The sequence below is a fragment of the Paracoccus sp. S-4012 genome, assembly GCF_009674885.1.
Taxonomy (GTDB): Bacteria; Pseudomonadota; Alphaproteobacteria; order Rhodobacterales; family Rhodobacteraceae; genus Paracoccus.
In genome coordinates, this window is sequence record NZ_WKKA01000004.1 from 197,909 (window position 1) to 216,084 (window position 18,176).

General features: G+C 70.5%; 14 protein-coding genes. 2 read left to right on the forward strand and 12 right to left on the reverse strand.

From position 1 onward, the window contains the following. Window positions 1–254: 254 nt before the first annotated feature. Genes GI374_RS07825 through GI374_RS07845 form a run of 5 tightly spaced genes read right to left on the reverse strand, consistent with a single transcriptional unit; the run spans window position 255 to window position 4,913 of the window. Window positions 255–1,241: a branched-chain amino acid ABC transporter permease gene (locus GI374_RS07825; RefSeq protein WP_154336466.1), complete on the reverse strand. Its 987-nt coding sequence runs from the start codon at window positions 1,239–1,241 to the stop codon at window positions 255–257. Further along, window positions 1,241–2,128: a branched-chain amino acid ABC transporter permease gene (locus GI374_RS07830; protein WP_154336467.1), complete on the reverse strand. Its 888-nt coding sequence runs from the start codon at window positions 2,126–2,128 to the stop codon at window positions 1,241–1,243. The genes GI374_RS07825 and GI374_RS07830 overlap by 1 nt, the downstream gene beginning before the upstream one ends. A 56-nt stretch (window positions 2,129–2,184) precedes the next feature. Next, complete coding sequence (locus GI374_RS07835; protein ID WP_154336468.1) at window positions 2,185–3,381, reverse strand: ABC transporter substrate-binding protein; 1,197 nt, start codon at window positions 3,379–3,381, stop codon at window positions 2,185–2,187. Between the two features lie 55 nt (window positions 3,382–3,436). After that, window positions 3,437–4,150, reverse strand: a complete 714-nt coding sequence (locus tag GI374_RS07840; RefSeq protein WP_154336469.1) for an ABC transporter ATP-binding protein — start codon at window positions 4,148–4,150, stop codon at window positions 3,437–3,439. Continuing rightward, the gene (locus tag GI374_RS07845; RefSeq protein ID WP_229582925.1) at window positions 4,143–4,913 is read right to left on the reverse strand and encodes an ABC transporter ATP-binding protein; all 771 of its coding nucleotides are present in this window, start codon (window positions 4,911–4,913) and stop codon (window positions 4,143–4,145) included. The genes GI374_RS07840 and GI374_RS07845 overlap by 8 nt, the downstream gene beginning before the upstream one ends. Before the next feature lie 387 nt (window positions 4,914–5,300). On the opposite strand from GI374_RS07845, the gene GI374_RS07850 reads away from it, so the two are divergent. Beyond that, complete coding sequence (locus tag GI374_RS07850) at window positions 5,301–6,653, forward strand: efflux RND transporter periplasmic adaptor subunit (protein WP_154336470.1); 1,353 nt, start codon at window positions 5,301–5,303, stop codon at window positions 6,651–6,653. A 1-nt stretch (window position 6,654) separates the two neighbouring features. Continuing rightward, a complete protein-coding gene (locus GI374_RS07855) occupies window positions 6,655–9,813 on the forward strand; it encodes a multidrug efflux RND transporter permease subunit (RefSeq protein WP_154336471.1) in 3,159 nt (1,052 codons plus the stop codon). Between the two features lie 9 nt (window positions 9,814–9,822). Here GI374_RS07855 and GI374_RS07860 read toward each other — a convergent pair whose 3' ends face one another. The 7 genes from GI374_RS07860 to guaB all read right to left on the reverse strand — a co-directional run bounded on the left by GI374_RS07860 (window position 9,823) and on the right by guaB (window position 18,119). Further along, window positions 9,823–10,695 (reverse strand): sulfotransferase family 2 domain-containing protein, encoded by an 873-nt coding sequence (locus GI374_RS07860; RefSeq protein WP_154336472.1) that lies wholly within the window; start codon window positions 10,693–10,695, stop codon window positions 9,823–9,825. A 77-nt stretch (window positions 10,696–10,772) separates the two neighbouring features. After that, a complete protein-coding gene (locus GI374_RS07865) occupies window positions 10,773–11,816 on the reverse strand; it encodes a lipocalin-like domain-containing protein (RefSeq protein ID WP_154336473.1) in 1,044 nt (347 codons plus the stop codon). Window positions 11,817–11,883: 67 nt separating this feature from the next. After that, window positions 11,884–14,313: an FtsX-like permease family protein gene (locus tag GI374_RS07870; RefSeq protein ID WP_154336474.1), complete on the reverse strand. Its 2,430-nt coding sequence runs from the start codon at window positions 14,311–14,313 to the stop codon at window positions 11,884–11,886. Further along, window positions 14,310–14,981, reverse strand: a complete 672-nt coding sequence (locus GI374_RS07875) for an ABC transporter ATP-binding protein (protein WP_154336475.1) — start codon at window positions 14,979–14,981, stop codon at window positions 14,310–14,312. The genes GI374_RS07870 and GI374_RS07875 overlap by 4 nt, the downstream gene beginning before the upstream one ends. A 60-nt stretch (window positions 14,982–15,041) precedes the next feature. Continuing rightward, entirely contained in the window at window positions 15,042–16,058 is a 1,017-nt protein-coding gene (locus GI374_RS07880) for a hypothetical protein (RefSeq protein WP_370515224.1), read from the reverse strand. A gap of 206 nt (window positions 16,059–16,264) precedes the next feature. Beyond that, the gene (locus GI374_RS07885; protein ID WP_154336477.1) at window positions 16,265–16,558 is read right to left on the reverse strand and encodes a hypothetical protein; all 294 of its coding nucleotides are present in this window, start codon (window positions 16,556–16,558) and stop codon (window positions 16,265–16,267) included. 112 nt (window positions 16,559–16,670) lie between these two features. After that, window positions 16,671–18,119 (reverse strand): IMP dehydrogenase, encoded by a 1,449-nt coding sequence (gene guaB / locus GI374_RS07890; protein ID WP_154336478.1) that lies wholly within the window; start codon window positions 18,117–18,119, stop codon window positions 16,671–16,673. Between the last annotated feature and the right edge of the window lie 57 nt (window positions 18,120–18,176).

Here is an 18,176-nt window from a genome sequence, read left to right on the forward strand (position 1 = left end):
CCCCCTCTCAGGCGCGCAAGGGCCGGCCGGGCCGGCGGTCGGGCCGCAGCAGACCGCGTCGGCGCGCAGACCGGAGCGGGCGCCCCCCGGCCGGATTCCGGCGTCGGGGGGGCCGCGGCGTCGGACACTCGGGCGTGCGGGCGGTGTTTCGCAGCGTGGTTGAGGGTTCGTTTAAGCGAAGCCCGGCGGCGCGACAAGCGCACTGCCGGGCAAAAACGCGTCCTTCGACGATCACGTCACAGGCAGCGGCCACGTCACAGGGGCCGGCGGATCCACTTGGCGATGATGCCGACGATCCCCTCGCGGAACAGAAGCACGCCGATCACGAAGATCACGCCCTGGATGATCGTGACCCAGGCCCCGAAGCTCGCGAAGTAGTTCTGCAGCGTCACCACCAGGCCGGCGCCGACCAGCGGTCCGAAGACTGTGCCCATGCCGCCCAGAAGCGTCATCAGCACCACCTCGCCCGACATGGTCCAGTAGACGTCGGTCAGCGAGGCGAGCTGGAAGACCAGCGCCTTGGTCGCGCCCGCGACCCCCGCCAGCGTCGCCGACATGACGAACACCGCCAGCTTGTAGCGCTGCACCCGGTAGCCGAGCGAGATGGCCCGCGCCTCGTTCTCGCGGATCGCCTTCAGCACCTGGCCGAAGGGCGAGTGCACGATGCGGTAGATCAGCAGCACCGCGGCGAAGACGACGATCAGCACGAAGTAGTAGAAGGTGCGGTCCGGGCTGATGGCCAGGACGCCGAACAGCGCCCGCCGCGGCACCGACTGGATGCCGTCCTCGCCGCCTGTGAAGGGCGCCTGCAGGGCCACGAAATAGACCATCTGCGCGAGCGCGAGCGTGATCATGGTCATGTAGATCCCGGTCCGCCGGATCGCCAGCGAGCCGACGATCACGCCGAGGATCATTGCCGTGATCGCGCCGAGGATGACCGAGACCTCGGGCGTTACGCCCCAGACCTTGGCGGTATAGGCGCTGATGTAGCTGGCCGAGCCGAAGAACGCGGCATGGCCGAAGGACAGCAGGCCGCCGTAGCCCAGCAACAGGTTGAAGGCGGCCGCGAAGAGCGCGAAGCACAGCACCTTCATCAGGAACACGGGGTAGAAGAACATCGGCGCAATCGCGAAGAGCACGAGCAGCACCGCGAAGAGCGCCATGTGCAGGCGGCCGGCGCCCTGGTCGTCATGCGGGATGGCCGCGGTCGAGCCCGCGGGGACGTCCTCTCGAAGTTCCATCAGGCTTCCCTCCCGAACAGGCCGGCAGGCTTCACCAGCAGAACAATGGCCATGATGACGAAGATGACGACCGAGGAAGCCTCGGGGTAGAAGACCCGCGTCAGCCCCTCGACCAGGCCGAGGCCGAAGCCGGTGATGATGGCGCCCATGATCGAGCCCATGCCGCCGATCACCACCACCGCAAAGACGACGATGATGAGGTCGGCGCCCATGTTCGGGTTGACGGAGTAGATCGGCGCCGCCAGCACCCCGGCCAGGGCCGCCAGCGCCACGCCGAAGCCGTAGGTCAGCGTGATCATCCGCGGCACGTTGACGCCGAAGGCGCCGACCAGCGTCGGGTTCTCGGTCGCGGCGCGGAGATAGGCGCCGAGCCGCGTGCGCTCGATCACGTACCAGGTGGAGAGGCAGATGACGAGCGAGGCGACCACGACCCAGCCGCGGTAATTCGGCAGGAACATGAAGCCCAGGTTCTGCCCGCCGGCCAGCTGCGACGGAATCTGGTAGGGCAGGCCCGAGATGCCGTACTGGTCGCGGAACAGGCCCTGGATGATGAGCGCGAGGCCGAAGGTCAGCAGCAGCCCGTAGAGGTGGTCGAGCTTGTAGAGCCGCGAGATCATCAACCGCTCGATGATGACCCCCGTGGCACCGACGATCAGCGGCGACAGGATGAGCGCCCACCAGTAGCCGATGCCGATGTAGTTCAGCAGCATCCAGGCCACGAAGGCGCCCATCATGTACTGCGCGCCGTGGGCGAAGTTGATGATGTTCAGCAGCCCGAAGATCACCGCCAGCCCGAGGCTGAGCAGGGCGTAGAACGAGCCGTTGATCAGCCCCAGCAGGAGCTGGCCGAACAGCGCTTGTGGCGGGATTCCGAGAAGCTCGAACATGGTGCGGACCTTTTCAGCCGGGGGCGGAGCCATGCCCGCCCCCTGCATTCACGGGCTCAGTTGACCAGCGGGCAGCCCGACTCGGCCACCGGCTTGAAGGCCTCGGCGGCCGGGATCGTGGCGACGGTCTCGTAATAGTCCCACGGCCCTTCCGACGCGTCCGGGGCCTTGACCCGGAACAGGTACATGTCGTGGATCTTGCGGCCGTTGGCCTGGATCTCGCCGGGACCGAGCAGCGGATCGTCGGCCGGAATCTCGCGCATGGAGCCCAGCAGCGCCTCGGTCTCCTTGCCGCCGGTCGCCTCGACCGCCTTCAGGTAGTGCGTGACCGCGGAATAGACGCCGGCATGGTCGGCGGTCGGCATGGCGCCGCCGTGACGCTCGCCGAAGCGCTGCGCGAACTCGCGGGTGCCGTCGTTCAGGTTCCAGTAGAAGGGCTCGGTCAGCACCAGACCCTGCGCGGTCTGCAGGCCGAGGGCGTGAATGTCGGTGATGAAGATCAGCAGCGCGGCGAGGTCCTGACCGCCCTGGGTGATGCCGAACTCCGACGCCTGCTTGACGGCGTTGATGGTGTCGCCGCCCGCGTTGGCGAGGCCGATCACATCGGCGCCCGAGGACTGCGCCTGCAGCAGGAAGGACGAGAAGTCCTGGCCCGGGAACGGATGGCGGACGGAGCCCAGAACCTCGCCGCCGGCCTTGGTCACGACGTTGCTCGCCTCCTGTTCCAGCGAGTGGCCGAAGGCGTAGTCGGCGGTGATGAAGAACCAGGTCTGGCCACCCTCGGCGACCATGGCCGAGCCGGTCCCGTAGGCCAGCGCGTAGGTGTCGTAGAGCCAGTGGATGGTGTTCGGCGAGCACTGCGGCCCGGTCAGCTCGGTGGTGCCGGCGCCGGTGTTCATGTGGATCTTGTTCTTCTCGCGGGTGATCTCGCTGACCGCCAGCGCCACCGACGAAGTCGGCACGTCCACGATCATGTCCACGCCTTCCTGGTCGTACCACTGCCGGGTGATGGTCGAGCCGACGTCGGGCTTGTTCTGGTGGTCGGCCGAGACGATCTCGACGTTGATGCCCTTCTCGGCCGCGCCGAAGTCCTCGACCGCCATCTGCGCGGCGACGACAGAGCCCATCCCGGAAATGTCGGCATAGACGCCTGACATGTCGTTCAGCACGCCGATCTTGACGTCCGTCGCCATCGCGGTGCCGCCCATCAGCATGGCGGTCGCCGAAAGCGCGAGTGCAAGCTTGATATTCATGTGGTCTTCTCTCCCGTTGAATCGGCCTGGGCCGACGCCTTCTTGACCGGCAACCTCAGACCCCGAGGTAGCCGTGAAGCTTGTCCATGTTTCTTTCCAGTTCCGCGTTGGCGATCTCGTCGATCACCCGCCCCTGCTCGACGACATAGTGGCGGTCGGCCACCGACGCCGCGAAGCGGAAGTTCTGCTCGACCAGCACGATGGTGAAACCCTGCTCCTTCAGCCGCGAGATGGTGCGGCCGATCTGCTGGACGATCACCGGGGCGAGACCCTCGGTCGGCTCGTCCATGAGGATCATCCGCGAGCCGGTCCTGAGGACGCGGGCGATCGCCAGCATCTGCTGCTCGCCGCCCGAGAGCTTGGTGCCCTGGCTGGTCAGCCGCTCGCGCAGGTTCGGGAACAGCTCGAAGATCTGCTCGACGCCGATGCCGCCCGGCTTGATCGTCGGCGGCAGCATCAGGTTCTCCTCCACCGAGAGCGAGGCGAAGATGCCCCGCTCCTCCGGGACGATCGCCATCCCGAGGCGCGCGATCTGGCGCGCGGCGAGGCCGATCGTCTCGGTCCCGGCGAAGCGGATCGAGCCGGTGCGCTTGGCGAGGATGCCCATCAGCGCGAGGATCGTGGTGGTCTTGCCGGCGCCGTTGCGGCCCAGCAGCGTCACCACCTCGCCCTCGCGGACGTGCAGGTTCATACCGTGCAGGACATGGCTCTCGCCATACCAGCCCTGCAGGTTCTCGACCGTCAGGAGCGACCCGGATGCGTCAGTCATGGGTGGCCCCGATATAGGCCTCGACGACCCGCGGGTCCTTCGAGACGGTCGCGTAGTCGCCCTCGGCCAGCACCCGGCCGCGGGCAAGGACGGTGATATGGTCCGACAGCGAGGCCACGACCGAGAGGTTGTGCTCGACCATCAGGATGGTGCGATTCCTGGAGATGCGCTTGACCAGTTCGGCGATGCGGTCGACGTCCTCATGCGCCATGCCGGCCATCGGCTCGTCCAGCAGCAGCATGTCGGGGTCGAGCGCCAGCGTCGTCGCAATCTCCAGCGCGCGCTTGCGGCCGTAGGACATCTCGACCGCCGGGGTGCGCGCGAACGCGGTCAGGCCGACATCCTCCAGCAACTCCAGCGCGCGGCCGTTGAGGCTGCGCAGCACCCGGTCGGAGCGCCAGAAGTCCATGCTCTCGCCCCGCCGGCGCTGCAGCGCGATGCGGACGTTCTCGAGCGCGGTCATGTGTGGGAACACGGCCGAGATCTGGAACGAGCGGATCACGCCCAGCCGCGCGATCTCGGCCGGGGGCAGCCCGGTGATGTCGCGGCCGAGATAGGTGATCGTCCCGCGGGTCGGCTGCAGGAACTTGGTCAGCAGGTTGAAGCAGGTGGTCTTGCCGGCGCCGTTGGGACCGATCAGGGCGTGGATCGTGCCGCGGCGAACGTCGAGATCGACATCGCTCACCGCTGCAAATCCACGAAATTCCTTGGTCAGCCCACGCGCGCTCAGCACGATTTCGGGGTCGGTGGAAACGACGCTCAAGCAGGCCCCATCAGCTTAGGTTGGTCTGGGCCCACAGGCGGGGCGTTGGAAATGACGCTAGGCAATCGCCCGGTCTCCTGTCAACCGGTTTGGCAGGCGGGGCGGGCCGCGAATGCCCTCCGTTTCCAGACAATTCGCCGCACACGTTGCCGTATAATATGGCTTCACCGCAGTGACGCGACGTTCTGTCGGCGGTCCCGGGCGTTCTGGCTGCCGGTCATGCGAACGTATCCCGCGCGTCCCGTTTCCCGGCCCGCCACGGGGGCGGCAATCCCCGGCATTGTGAGGGGTGCTGCGCGGCGCGGCGACAATCGGTGACACTCCTTTGTCTCGACATTCGGCCCGCCGCTGCCAACATTGCGCCGATCCATCATGAGCCGGGGTCTGATGCCGTTTTTCCCGCCCGTTCGACGCATCTGCGCGCCTGCCCTCCTGCTTTCCGCGGGGCTGGCGCTGGCCGCGCCGCTCGCCGCGCAGCCCCGGGGCGGGCCGCAGGCCGGGCCGCGCGAGGTCGGCGTCATCGAGGCCGCCGTGTCGGAGGTGCCGCAATCGGTCACCCTGCCCGGCCGCGCCACCGCCTTCGAGACCGCCGCCGTGCGCCCGCGCATCGGCGGCGTCATCGACGAGATCACGTTCCGCGCGGGCGAGCATGTCGAGGCCGGGCAGCCGATGTTCCGGCTGGAGATCGGCAGCCTCGATGCCGCGCTGGCCGCCGCGGAGGCGCGGGTGGCCGGGGCGCAGGCCGCGCTCGACGGCGCGTCGGCGACCGTAACCCGCTATCGCCAGATCGAGGGGCGCGGGGTCTCGGTCGCCGATCTCGAGGCGGCGGAGGTGGCGCTCTCGGCCGCCGAGGCGAACCTGCGCGGGGCCGAGGCCGAAGTGCAGGCCGCGCGCCTCGAGCGCGACCGCGCCACCATCCGCGCGCCGATCGAGGGCGAGGCCACCCGCCCCGCCGTGACCGTGGGCGCCCTCGTCACCGCCAACCAGGCCGAGCCCCTGGCGATGGTCACGCGGCTAGACCCGATCTACGTCGACGTGGCCGCCTCCAGCAGCCGCCTTACCGAGGCCCGCCAGCAGATCGCCGCGGGCGAGATCCGGGCGCTCGATCCGCCCGAGGTCAGCCTGACGCTCGACACCGGGCGGCGCTACGAGGCCGAGGGCCGGATCGTGGATGCGGGCGCCGCGGTCTCGACCAGCACCGGCACGGTCGAGATGCGGCTGCAGTTCCCGAACCCGGACCACCTGCTGCTGCCGGGCCAGTTCCTGCGCGTCGAGATGACCTTCGCCACCATCGACGCGGTCCTCGTGCCGCAGCGCGCGACCAGCCGCCTCGCCGACGGCAGCCTCAGCGCCTTCGTCGCCCGCGAGGGCCGGGCCGTCAGGGTCGAACTGACCGAGGCCGGGGTTTTCAACAACGCCTGGGCCGTGACCAGCGGCGTCGAACCCGGCGAGGCGGTGATCGTGGACGGCCTCTCGAACCTGCGCGACGGGGCCGAGGTGATCCCGGTGCCGGTCACGCTGGACGAGCGCGGCGTGGTGGTCACGGACGAGCCGGAGGGGCGCCCCGCGCGCCCTGCCCCGCCGGTCGCCGCCGCGGCCGAGGCACCCGTCGCGGAGGGCTTGGGCGAGCGTGTCCGGCGCTTCATCGGCCTCGCCCCCGGCGAGACCTTCGCCGAGGGCGCGCAGCGCCGCTGGCAGCGGCTCATGGGCCTCATCAACGGCGCGGAGGCGCAGGGCTGAGATGGCGCGGTTCTTCGTCGACCGTCCGGTCTTCGCCTGGGTCCTGGCGCTTGCCGCCATGCTCATCGGCGCGGTGAGCTTCGTCTCGATGCCGGTGTCGCAGTATCCCGACATCGCGCCGACCACGATCCGGGTCTCGGCCGGCTATCCGGGCGCCACCGCCGAAGCTGTCGAGAACTCGGTCACGCGGGTGATCGAGGACGGGCTGACGGCGCTCGAGGGGCTGCTCTACACCACCTCCAACTCGAACCGCGGCTCGGCCTTCCTGACGCTCGTCTTCGACGGCTCGATCGAGCCGCAGGACGCGCTGGCCGAGGTGCAGACGCGGGTGCGCGCGATCGAGGGGGCGCTGCCCGACGCCGTCCAGGACCGCGGCGTGAACGTCACCCGCTCGAGTTCGTCGATCCTGATGGTCGGCGCCGTCGTCTCGACCGACGGGCGTTACGACACCATCCGCCTCGGCGACATCCTCGAGGCGACGGTGCGCGGGCCGGTGCAGCGGGTCGAGGGGGTCGGCGCGCTCGACATCTTCGGCTCCGGCTACGCCATGCGGATCTGGCTCGATCCGCTGAGGCTGGTGCAATTTCAGCTGACCCCGACCGACGTGACGAACGCCGTGCGGGCGCAGAACACGACCGTCTCGGTCGGCAGCCTCGGCACCTCGCCCACGGTCGACGGCCAGCAGTTCACCGCCACCGTGACCGCGCAATCCACGCTGACCGGCGTCGACGAGTTCGAGCAGATCCTGCTCAAGACCGAGGCCGACGGCGCCACGGTGCGTCTCGCGGACGTGGCCCGGGTCGAGATCGGCCAGCAGAGCTACGGCGCGGACTCGCGCTACAACGGCCTGCCCGCGGCGGGGTTCGCCGTGAACCTCGCCTCGGGCGCGAACGCGGTGGACGTGGCGCAGGACGTGCGCGCGGCGCTCGACAGTCTCGCCCCGGCCCTGCCCGAGGGGGTGGAGTTCCGCGTCGCCTTCGACACCTCGCCCTTCGTCGAGCAGTCGATCCAGAAGGTCTATCTGACGCTGGCCGAAGCCGTGGTCCTCGTCGTGCTGGTGATCCTCGTCTTCCTGCAGAGCTGGCGCGCGACCCTGATCCCGCTGGTGGCCGTGCCGGTGGTCCTCGCGGGCACGCTCGCGGTCCTCGCGGCGATGGGCTACTCGATCAACACCATCACCATGTTCGCCCTCGTCCTCGCCATCGGCCTGCTGGTGGACGACGCCATCGTCGTGGTCGAGAACGTCGAGCGCATCATCCACGACGAGCACCTGCCCCCGCGCGAGGCGACCATCATCTCGATGAACCAGATCACCGGCGCGCTGATCGGCATCGCCGTGGTGCTGGTGGCGGTGATGCTGCCGATGGCCTTCGTCGGCGGCTCGGCCGGGGTGATCTACCGCCAGTTCTCGGTCACGATCGTCACCGCCATGATCCTGTCGGTGCTGGTCGCGCTGATCCTGTCGCCGGCCATGGCAGCGACGATGCTGAAGCCCGCCACCGGCCGCCCCAACGCGCTCGCGCGGGGGTTCAACGCCGCCTATGACCGGCTGGCAGCCCTGTATCTGCGCATCGCGGCGTTCTTCGCACGGCGTCCCGCGTTCGCCGTCATCGCCATTCTCGCCATCTCGCTGGTCGCGTGGCAGGCTTGGCAGCGCATCACGCCGTCCTTCATCCCGCCCGAGGATCAGGGCGTGCTGATGACCTCCATCCGCCTCCCCGAAGGCTCCACCGCCGAGCAGACGCTGGCGCTGGCCAACCGGGTCGAGACCTATCTGCTGGAGGAGGAGGCCGATGCCGTGGCCTCGGTCTATGCCGCGGCGGGCTTCGGCTTTCAGGGCAGCAGCGCCAACAGCGCGACCCTCTTCGTGCGGCTCAAGGACTTCTCCGAGCGCAAGGGCGACGCCCTGTCAGCCTCCGCCGTTGCCACCCGCGCCAACGCCGCCTTCCCGGGCGACCGCGCGGGCACCGTGACGGTGAACGAGCCGCCTGCGATCCAGGGCCTCGGCAACACCTCGGGCTTCCAGATGTATCTGCTGGATCAGGCAGGGCAGGGCAACGAGGCGCTGTCCGAGGCGACAGAGGCGCTCGTCGGGCTGGCTGAGGCCGACCCGATGCTGACCACGATCAACGCCCGCGGGGCCGAGGCCGAGGCGGCGCTCAGGATCGACCTCGACCGCCAGAAGGCCGAAAGCCTCGGGCTGCCGATCGCCGAGGTCAACGCCATGCTCGCGACGATCTTTTCCGGCACGAACGTCAACGACTTCATCCTCAACGACCAGATCAGGCCCGTAATCGTGCAGGCCGATGCCCCCTTCCGCATGCAGGAGGCCGACATCGACGGCTGGTATGCGCGCAACCGCCAGGGCGAGATGGTGCCCTTCTCGGCCTTCGCCTCGACCGGCTGGGTGGCGGTCCAGCCGCGGCTGTCGCGGATGGACGGGGCAGCGGCGCAGCAGATCTCGGGCGCCCCGGCGCCGGGCGTCAGCTCCGGCCAGGCGATGGCGCGGATGGAGGAGCTGGTGGCGCAGGTCCCCGGCGGCTGGGGCGCGGCCTGGACGGGCATCTCCTATCAGGAGCGGCAGTCGAGCGCGCAGGCGCCGATGCTCTACGCGCTTTCGGTGCTGGTGGTCTATCTCGGCCTCGCCGCCCTCTATGAAAGCTGGGCGCTGCCGGTGTCGGTGATGCTGTCGGTGCCGATCGGCGTGCTGGGCGCGCTGCTGGCGGCGCTCTGGGCCGGGCAGGCCAACGACGTCTATTTCAAGGTCGGCATCCTCACGACCATCGGCCTCGCGGCGCGCAACGCCATCCTGATCGTCGAATTCGCCCGCGCGCTCGAACGCGAGGGCCGCAGCCCCCGCGCCGCGGTGATGGAGGCCGCGCGCCTGCGCCTGCGCCCGATCCTGATGACCAGCTTCGCCTTCATGCTGGGCGTGCTGCCCTTGGCGCGGGCCACCGGCGTCGGCGCGAACGCGCAGAACGCGATCGGGGTGGTGGTGCTGGGCGGCATGGCGATGGCCACGCTGCTGGGTGGGCTGCTGGTCCCGGCGCTCTATCTGGCGGTGCGGCGGCTGACGGGCCGGCGCGATCTGGACGCGCCGGGACGTGTCGAGGCGGCCGGCCGAGGCACCGGCAGTTCCATGCCGGCACCGGCCGAGTAGCGGGCGGCTTCAGCCGCCGCTGCCGATCTCGACGGAGGCATCGCCGCGGTCCGCCGGTCTGGCGTTCCCCCGCCCTGCCCGCCGTGCCGCTGCCGCCCGCTCGCGGCGCATCGCCTGCCACGCCTCGCGATGCGACCGCAGCCGCCGCCGCACATGCTCATAGAGCGCCACGTCGACGGCGTTCAGCTCCTTGATCCGGCGTTCCAGCGCCGGCGTCATCTCGACCCGCGTGTCGTCGGTGTCCGGGGTCTTGCGCCGGTGCTCCTCCGGCTGCTTTCCGTCCACGCCCATGAGCGAGAACAGCAGGTTGAACGACATCGGATACATTTCCAGCAAGCCGATGAAGGCGTAATCCTCGTCCACGATCCGCAGCGTCTCCTCGATCGACGGCTGCCGCAGGCCGGTGAGGAACTTCGCCATCTTGTTCTGGACGCCAGCCGACCCGATCCAGTCCTCGATGGAGGCGAAGCGGTCGATGAACTCACGATAGGAGGGATGGGCCGGGGTGCGCTGATAGCGGTAGTCCGACACGACCCGCGCGACCGGCGCGCGCAGGATCGAGAAATACTGCGTATCCGGCCGCGTCTCGCGGAGGCAGGCGGAGACGTTGAACGGCATGTGGCCGGAGGCCGATCGCGCCGAGGCGATGCGGTCGCCCGCGATGAAGGCCTGAAGCGCCGCCTCGCGCGCCTCGCGCGCGACGCCCGCCTTCTCGCCATAGGTCACATGCACGTTGGTGTAGGGCCGCATGTCGCGGGCCAGTTCGGCCGAGAAGGACGATCCCGCGGTCTTCGGCACATGCACGAAGAACCACAGCGCCTCCTGCGGCGCCGAGGCCACGAACTCCGCCAGCGGCATGTGGTCGAGATCGCCGAACCGCATCTGCGCGTCCTCCTTGAACCGGTGGCGCCTGCCTGCCCCGGCCGCCTCCGATCCGCAACCGCAAACTGCCGCGCTTCTTATCCGCCCGGCCTCGGACGCCCGGTCATCTCCAGATAGCCGCGGCCCGTCGCGCTGCCCCTCACCCGCAGCGGCCCCTCCCAGTAAGGCACCGAGGTCGTCATCCAGGCCTCGGGGTTCACCGCCTCGGCGGTGACGTCGATACCGGCCCCTGGCACCGTCACGCGGAAGCGGGCCGGCACCCGGCCCGGCCCGGCCTCGATCCCGAGATCGCTGCCGTCGAGCGACGCGACGCTGCCATCCGCCCCGATCAGGCTGCCGAAGACGAAAGGCCGCAGGCCGCGCACCTCCGCCGCCATCAGCCGCCGCCCGTCGTCGAAGCTCAGCGCCAGCCAGTCCCAACCGGTCTGGCTGCGGTCGAGCGGCTGGCTGGACCACTCGCGGTCGAGCCAGGCGGTGCCGGTGACGGCGACCTCGCCCGCGGGCAGCGAGAGCGTCCCGGTGACGGTGTAGAACGGCTGGCTGTAGTAATGGCTCGCCTGCCCGCCCTGCCCCTTGACCGAGTAGCCCCCGGCCCCATGCAGAACCAGCGGCCCCTGCGCCTCGGCCTCCAGCCGGTAGGCGAAGCCTTCGCCGCGGGCGCTGACCTCGAGCCGGTCGATGCCGGTGCCGCCCTCGGCCGCGGCCATGCGCCACTCGTCGATCCATGCGGCGAAGGGCGCCGCCTCCACCCCAGCCTGCCCGACGCCGCCGCGGGCGAAGCGCTCGGCCACGTGCTGCGAGCCGGCGGTCGTCACCGCCGCATGAGCCATCCAGACCTGCGGCGTGGCCCAGCCCTTGCCGGGTCCCTCGGGCGCGAGGGCCGAGCGGAACAGGGTCCATTGCACGCCGTAATCCTGCCCGTCGGCGCCGGTCAGGTTGGCGGTGAGATACCACCATTCGATGCGAAAGGAGGGATGCGCCCCGTGATCGCGCGGGAATTCCAGTGTGGCCGCCGGGTCGGGCAGCGCGAAACCCTCGACCTCCGTGCCGAGGCCCGCGAACCCGCTGCCCTCCTGCGCAAAGGCGGGCGCGGCGGCGAGCAACAGGACAAGCGCCAGCATTTCTTCTGTCCAAAAATATCCCGCGGGGGTCCGGGGGCGCGAAGCCCCCGGCGTCGCAGCGGCTGCCCTAACGCTCATCGGCAAACACCCTCAGCAGCCGCGCCGGTGTCAGCCGCGCGAGCTGGAACGCGGGCCAGGCCCCCGCCAGCAGCGCCGTCAGCAGCGCCGCCAGCCCCAGTTGCAGGATCAGCCCCGGCTGCAGCTGCATCGGCAGCCGCCATCCGAAGGCCGCGACGTTGATCACCGAGAGCAGCATCCAGGCCAGCCCCAGCCCCACCGGCACCGCATAGACCGCCGTCCCCGCCGCCAGCAGCAGCGTCCGGCCAAGCTCCATCCGCGCCAGCCGCGCCCGCGGCAGGCCCGAGGCCCAGACCGGCGCCAGCTGCCCCAGCCGCATGGCGGCGAGCGTCGTCAGCCCGGCCCAGAGCGCGATCCCCGCCACGCCCAGCGTCAGCAGGTTCAGCGCCCCGGTGACGGCGAAGGTGCGCTCGAAGATCTGCAGCGAGACGGATTTGGCACGGGCCTGATCGACGATCGCGCCGGGCGGCAGGTCGAAGCGCTCGATCAGCGCGTCGGTGAGGGCGGGGGCGCGCGCGGGGGCGATGCGGACGGCCTGATAAAGCCGCGGCGCCGCGGGGAAGCGGGCGAGGAAATCCTCCATGCCCAGCATCGCCTGCGGGCGCGGATTGCCGTAGTCGGAATAGACGCCGAGAATTGGCTGCGCCCCGCCGGGGAGGTCCACGGGATCGCCCAGGGCGAGGCCCTGCCTGCGCGCCATCTGCTCGTTGACGAGCACCCCCTGCCCTGCCGCGAGGCGGTCCCAGACCCCCGGCACGGCGTCGAGCAGGGGCCAGTTGTCGCGGTAGGTGGCATGGTCCACGATGCCGTAGACCCGGCCGGGCACGCCGCCGAGGGGGGCGTCCACGCTCCAGATCGGCAGGACGGCGTCGGCTTCCTCCGCAAGGAAGGCGCGGACCGCGGCGGCCTCGTCCTCGGTGCGCGCGGTGACATAGAGCTCGGCCGCGAGCCGCTGGTCGAGCCAGCCGGTGAAGGTCGCGCGGAAGCTGCCGACCATGGTGCCGACGCCGATATTGGCGGCCAGCGCCAGCATCAGCGCCATGAGCGCGAGCGTGAGGCCCGAGAGCTGCTGGCGCGTGTCGGCGACGAACCACTCGCCCAGAACCCCGCGGACGCGGCGCCCGGCAAGGCGCAGCGCGGCGTCGAGGACCACCGGCAGCATCAACGCTGCGGCGAGCAGCGCGCAGGCCATCGCGGCGAAGCCGGCGACCAGCCCGCCCCAGGCCAGCGCCAGCGGCATCGCGGCGAGCAGCGCCAGCGCCGCGATCCCCTGCCAGCGCAAGGCCTGCGCCGCCGCGACCGCCCATGCCGCCGCCTGCCCCCCGGCGAGGAGCGGCAGCCGCGCGGTCCCGACCAGCCCGCGCGCGCCGGCGATGCCGGTTCCCAGCAGCGCCATGCCGAGGCCTGAGGCGATCCAGCCGGGGCGCAGCGCCAGCCCGGCGCCCACCTCGGCGCCGTAAAGGCCCGAAAGCGTCGCCGCGACCCCCGGCATCAGCGCCGCCGCCATCGCCCAGCCGAGCAGGACACCCAACGCGCCGGCCACCAGCGCCATCAGCGCCAGTTCCGCCGCCATGACGCCCAGCACCGTGCCGAGGCCGACCCCGATGCCGCGCAGGGTGCGGACCAGCCCGCGGCGCTGCTCGAAGGCGAGGCCGACGGCGGACTGGGTGATGAAGAGGCCGACGATGAAGCTCAGCAGCGCGAAGGCGGTGAGGTTGAGGTGGAAACTCGCGGTCAACGCCGCCGGGTCGGCATCGCCGCCGCCCGGCGGGTGGCGCAGGAGGCCGGGGATCAGGTCGGTCAAGGGCACGAGGCCCGGCATCGAATCGGGGGCGAGGGTCATGGCCGTGAGCCGCCCCTCCATCCCCAGCAGCGCCTGCGCGATCCCCACATCCACCACCAGCGTGTTCCGCGGCGCGTCGGGGTCGGCCACGAGGTCCAGGGGCGCGTCGGGGCCGAGCCCGGCGATGGTCTCGGGCGTGGCCCAGCCGCGGCCCGGCGGGGTGATGAAGGCCCGGAGCGCGCCGGGGCCGGCGAGGTCGCCGAGGTCCTCGCCGGTGTCGCCCGGCCCGCCGTCGCGGGTGACCGGCTCGACGCCCAGGACCGAGACCCGCACCTCGCCGAGGCGCAGCCGGCCCTCGACCAGCGGCGAGACGTCCCAGCCCGCCCGGCGCGCCGCGGCCCAGTCGGCATCGGTCAGCGCGGCGCCGGGCGGCGGCTCCAGCCGCTCCAGCCGGCCCCGGCCCAGCGTGTCGGCGGCTTGCGCATAGCTCGCCCGCGCCTCGGCATTGATCGCCTGCACCCCGGACCAGAGCGCCGTGGCAAGCGTCAGCCCCGTCAGCAGCAGCACGAGTTGCAGCGGCCGCCGCCGCCAGTGCGACATCAGCGCGCCGAGAACGGGGCCGAGCGGCGTCCTCATGCCAGCCGCCCCGCGTGAAGATGCAGCCGCCGGTCGCAGAGCGCCGCCAGCCGCCGCGAATGGGTGACGAGGATCAAGGTGGTGCCGCGCTCGCGCACCAGCGCCGTCAGCAGCGCCGCCACCGCGTCGCCCGTTGCCTCGTCGAGGTTGCCGGTGGGCTCGTCGGCCAGCACCAGGGCTGGGTCGGAGGCCAGCGCCCGCCCGATGGCCACGCGCTGCTGCTGCCCGCCGGAGAGCTGCTCGGGCCAGCGGTCCATCAACCCGGCGAGGCCGAGCGCCGAAGCCAGCTCCGCCACCCGCGCCGGGTCATGGCGGCGCGCGAGTCGGGCCTGAAAGGCAAGGTTCGCGCCGACGCTGAGGGACGGAATCAGGTTGAACTGCTGAAACACCAGGCCGACCCGTTCCCGCCGCAGCGCCGCCCGCGCGCGATCGTCGGCAGCGCCGAGATCCAGCCCCGCCACCCGCAGCCGTCCGGCATCGGGCCGCTCGAGCCCCGCGATCAGATGCAGCAGCGTGCTCTTGCCGCTGCCCGACTCGCCGGTGACGGCCACGCTCTCGCCCGGCGCGATGGCGAGGTCGATGCCGGAGAGCACCGGCACCACCCCCTCGGGCGTGCGATAGGACTTGACCAGCGCCTCGGCCACGACCAGCGACCCGTTTCCGTCCATCGCCCCACCTCGCCTTATCCGGGCGAGCCTCGTCGTCCCGCAGGCCGGGCGCAACCCGCCTCAGGCTGGCACGGTATAATCGTCGCCCGGCAGGCGGGTCATGAAGCGCTCGGCGATCTCGGTCACGACAATGTCGGGGCGGAGCGCGTCGATGAAGCCCGTGTCGCAGTTGGTGGACCAGACGAAATGGACCTCGCGGAAGGTCTCGGCCAGCATGCCCGTCAGGCCGACGGGGCGGTATTCCGAGAAGGAGTCGCCGAACAGAACCACGCGGCGCGGGTCTGCCGCGGGGCTGTCGTTGCGGAAGGCGACATGGGTGCCGACCAGCTTCAGCGGCAGGACGCCGCGGTCGTTGTCCTCAGCCTGCGCGTTCGCCGCGATCCGTGCGGCATCGCGCAGCAGGCGCGGGAAACGCGGCAGTTCCGTCACCTGCGGATCGAGCTTGCGCCCGAGATCGAAGGCCATCGGCCGAACGCCGCGATGGCCCCGTTCCTCCAGCGGCGGCGGCGTGACGCCGAGGCTTGCGCAGAGCGCCCGGAACGCGACCAGCGCCCCCTCGAAGGTCCAGTGGCTGTCGGTGCGGTAGTAAAGGAGCGGCTCTCCCGTATCCGGCACGTCCCCCTCCAGCGCCGCCTGCCTGCGTGCCGCGACCGTCGCGAGCGACCCGCGCAGCGGCTCCAGCACATCGACCAGGATTGGGTCGCCCTGAAGCCTTCGGGCGAGTTGCAGCGCCGGGTGGCGCCCGAAATACGGCATGGCCGCCGGGACATGTTCGGGAAAGATCGAAAGCTTGTCGGGCGCGATCAGGTGCCGATACTGGGCCCCCATGGCCTCGAAGCGGCGCCGCCGCGCGCCGAGCAGCGCCACCCAGCCGTCCGCCGCGTCGGTGCCGAAAGCATGCGGCGTGGTGTAGAGCTGGTGGACGTCGTTAGTCCCGGTCCACAGGAACAGCCAGCCGTCGCGGCCATGCAGCACCACGTTCTCGATACGCGCGGGACCGGGCAGCGGAATCGCGAAAGCCGGATGTCCCGCATCACGCGCGGCACCACCGAGGCGCGCGCGCAGAGCATCGGCCACGCTCCGCAGGCGGCGGCCGCCCCGGTGTTGCCATAAGCGTTTTCTGGCAATCGCAGGCAGGTCAGTCATTGTTTTCCGCTTGACGGCCCTCTGGGTTGGCGGCGAACCTCGACTCCATGTACCCCTGTCGAAGTCTGAATGGCGCCTGCTTCCATGTAAGGCAACAAACGCGACTTCGGCAAACGGAAAGCGCCGCCTGCGGGCAGTTATTCGAAATCTGCAACAGCAATGAAGCCGGGCACGGTCGCCTCAGGATCGGAGGAAGTTTGGCAGGTCTGCGGTTCGGCAGAGGTCGATTCCGCTTCCCGGCGAGGAATCGCCGGACGCACGAACCCGATCTTCAACCGGCGGACGACCTCCTGGTGCTCGATCGCCTGACAAAGGGCGCTCAGATGCACCGTAGTGACCCGTTGCATGAAGTCGGAAACACCGTCCCGGTCGAAGCGGCGGAACGTGGCCGGAAAGGCCCCTCCATTAGGCTTCAACCCGGCAACCTGCATGAGCAGATCGCCAACCCTATCGTTTCAGCATCAGTTTGCATCAGCTAGGCCAACTAACGCGGTCGTTAGTGTTTGATTTCGGACCCGGGATCCTACAGGCCGTTTCCTCTAATCACCCCAGCCGATAGTTCGGGCTTTCCCGCGTGATCTGAACGTCGTGGACATGGCTCTCCTTCAGCCCCGCGCCCGTGATGCGCACGAACTCGCAGCCGCCGCGCATCGCCTCGATCGTGGCTTTGCCGGTGTAGCCCATCGCTGCCCGCAGGCCGCCCACGAGCTGATGGATCACCGCCGCGGCGCTGCCTTTGTAGGCGACCTGACCCTCGATGCCTTCGGGCACCAGCTTGTCCGAAGCGGCGTCCTTCTGGAAGTAGCGGTCGGCCGAGCCGCGGGCCATGGCGCCCAGCGAGCCCATGCCGCGGTAGGATTTGAACGAGCGGCCCTGATAGAGGATCATCTCGCCCGGCGCCTCGTCGGTGCCGGCGATGGCGGAGCCGACCATCGCGCAGGAGGCGCCCGCGGCGATAGCCTTGGCGAAGTCGCCGGAGAACTTGATGCCGCCATCGGCGATGATCGGGATGTCCCCGGCCGCGCCCGCGGCATCCATGATCGCGGTCAGCTGCGGCACGCCGACGCCCGCCACGATCCGCGTGGTGCAGATCGAGCCGGGGCCGATCCCGACCTTCACCGCATCCGCGCCGGCGTCGATCAGCGCACGGGTCGCCGCCGCGGTCGCGACGTTGCCGGCAACCACCTGCACCTCGTTCGACAGCGCCTTGATCCGCTCGACCGCGCGCGCCACGCCCTCTGAATGGCCATGCGCGGTGTCGATCACCACCATGTCGGCGCCGGCCTCGATCAGCGCCTGGCTGCGTTCGAACCCCTCGTCGCCCACCGTCGAGGCCGCCGCCACCCGCAGCCGCCCGAGGTCGTCCTTGCAGGCGAGCGGGTTCAGCACCGCCTTCTCGGTGTCCTTCAGCGTCAGCAGGCCCGTCAGCCGCCCCTCCGCATCCGTGACCAGCAGCTTCTCGATCCGCCGCGCGCGCATCAGGCTTTTCGCCTCGTCGAGGTCGGCGGGCTCGTGCAGCAGCGCGAGGTTGTCGGCGGTCATCATCGCCCGCACCGGGGTGCGGTCGTCCGACGCGAAGCGCATGTCGCGGTTGGTCACGATCCCCACTACGCGCCCGCCCTCGCCCACCACCGGGAACCCGGTGACGTGATAACGCTCCTGCAGCGCCTTGGCGTCGGCGAGCGTCTGGTCAGGGGTCAGCGTGATCGGGCTATAGACGATGCCGCTCTCGAAGCGCTTGACGCGGCGGACCTCGTCGGCCTGCTGCTCGATGTCGAGGTTGCGGTGGATCACGCCCATGCCGCCCGCCTGCGCCATGGCGATGGCCATGCGGCTCTCGGTCACGGTGTCCATGGCCGAGGACAGCAGCGGGATGTTCAGCCGGATGGCGCGGGTGACGTTCGTGGTCACGTCCGCGGTCGCCGGCAGGACGGAGGACGCGGCGGGGACGAGGAGGACGTCGTCGAAGGTCAGGGCCTCGCGAATCTGCATGGGGAGGGGCTCCGTGCGCGGGTTCGATTGGCGGTTCCCTGTTTCACGCCGCCGGGC

Coding starts and splice junctions, on each gene's coding strand:
- GI374_RS07830 (WP_154336467.1), bottom strand. CDS start 2,128: ATGTTCGAGCTTCTCGGAATCCCGCCACAAGCGCTGTTCGGCCAGCTC.
- GI374_RS07870 (WP_154336474.1), bottom strand. CDS start 14,313: ATGAGGACGCCGCTCGGCCCCGTTCTCGGCGCGCTGATGTCGCACTGG.
- GI374_RS07865 (WP_154336473.1), bottom strand. CDS start 11,816: ATGCTGGCGCTTGTCCTGTTGCTCGCCGCCGCGCCCGCCTTTGCGCAG.
- GI374_RS07835 (WP_154336468.1), bottom strand. CDS start 3,381: ATGAATATCAAGCTTGCACTCGCGCTTTCGGCGACCGCCATGCTGATG.
- GI374_RS07840 (WP_154336469.1), bottom strand. CDS start 4,150: ATGACTGACGCATCCGGGTCGCTCCTGACGGTCGAGAACCTGCAGGGC.
- guaB (WP_154336478.1), bottom strand. CDS start 18,119: ATGCAGATTCGCGAGGCCCTGACCTTCGACGACGTCCTCCTCGTCCCC.
- GI374_RS07860 (WP_154336472.1), bottom strand. CDS start 10,695: ATGCGGTTCGGCGATCTCGACCACATGCCGCTGGCGGAGTTCGTGGCC.
- GI374_RS07850 (WP_154336470.1), top strand. CDS start 5,301: ATGCCGTTTTTCCCGCCCGTTCGACGCATCTGCGCGCCTGCCCTCCTG.
- GI374_RS07875 (WP_154336475.1), bottom strand. CDS start 14,981: ATGGACGGAAACGGGTCGCTGGTCGTGGCCGAGGCGCTGGTCAAGTCC.
- GI374_RS07885 (WP_154336477.1), bottom strand. CDS start 16,558: ATGCAGGTTGCCGGGTTGAAGCCTAATGGAGGGGCCTTTCCGGCCACG.
- GI374_RS07825 (WP_154336466.1), bottom strand. CDS start 1,241: ATGGAACTTCGAGAGGACGTCCCCGCGGGCTCGACCGCGGCCATCCCG.
- GI374_RS07855 (WP_154336471.1), top strand. CDS start 6,655: ATGGCGCGGTTCTTCGTCGACCGTCCGGTCTTCGCCTGGGTCCTGGCG.